Source organism: Pseudomonas sp. RGM 3321 (genome assembly GCF_022836805.1).
In the GTDB taxonomy this organism is placed as follows: Bacteria; Pseudomonadota; Gammaproteobacteria; order Pseudomonadales; family Pseudomonadaceae; genus Aquipseudomonas.
Genome location: NZ_JALHBH010000039.1, coordinates 1 through 457, shown reverse-complemented (window position 1 = coordinate 457; position 457 = coordinate 1). Strand labels below are relative to the sequence as shown.

The 457-nt window shown below is 57.5% G+C and carries 1 protein-coding gene; it reads right to left on the bottom strand.

What is annotated here, in order from left to right; genetic code table 11:
• The coding region (locus RGM3321_RS00145; RefSeq protein WP_244391018.1) for an Asp23/Gls24 family envelope stress response protein at nt 1–215 on the bottom strand (215 nt) is incomplete at its 3' end.
• Nucleotides 216–457 lie beyond the last annotated feature (242 nt).

Below are 457 nucleotides of genomic sequence, written 5' to 3'. Positions count from 1 at the left end.
CCCATAGCGTGCACGCCAGGGACCTCACGACAGGCGATGCCAGCGATCTTCTGGACGACCTGCTCAGCGATAAGGGTCGAGCCGTGATCGGTGTGCAAAGGGGAGGGGGGTAGGGTCTCCTTCTCCTTGGACCTCGTCTCCAGCAGGTTCTCGGTCTTTGCGGCGTCGGACTTGGTGGAGTCGGTCTTCGCGGAGGCGGTATTGTTGTCAGCCATATCGGCTCATCTCCATTTCGATGTGGGGGACTTTCATACATAAGGATGCCTCACACGAGAATTCGTCACGGCGAATCCAAAAGTTGGTCGAAATATTTCCAATGCCTCATCTCGGCTACCCTCAAAATCACCCGATGACAGGAGGGGCCATGCCGACGTCCACCACTATGCAGGGACTGACGACCGGGTTGTGTTCAGACCATGACCACTCCAGCGTCATCCCGCCAGCCTTCCTCTTCTCG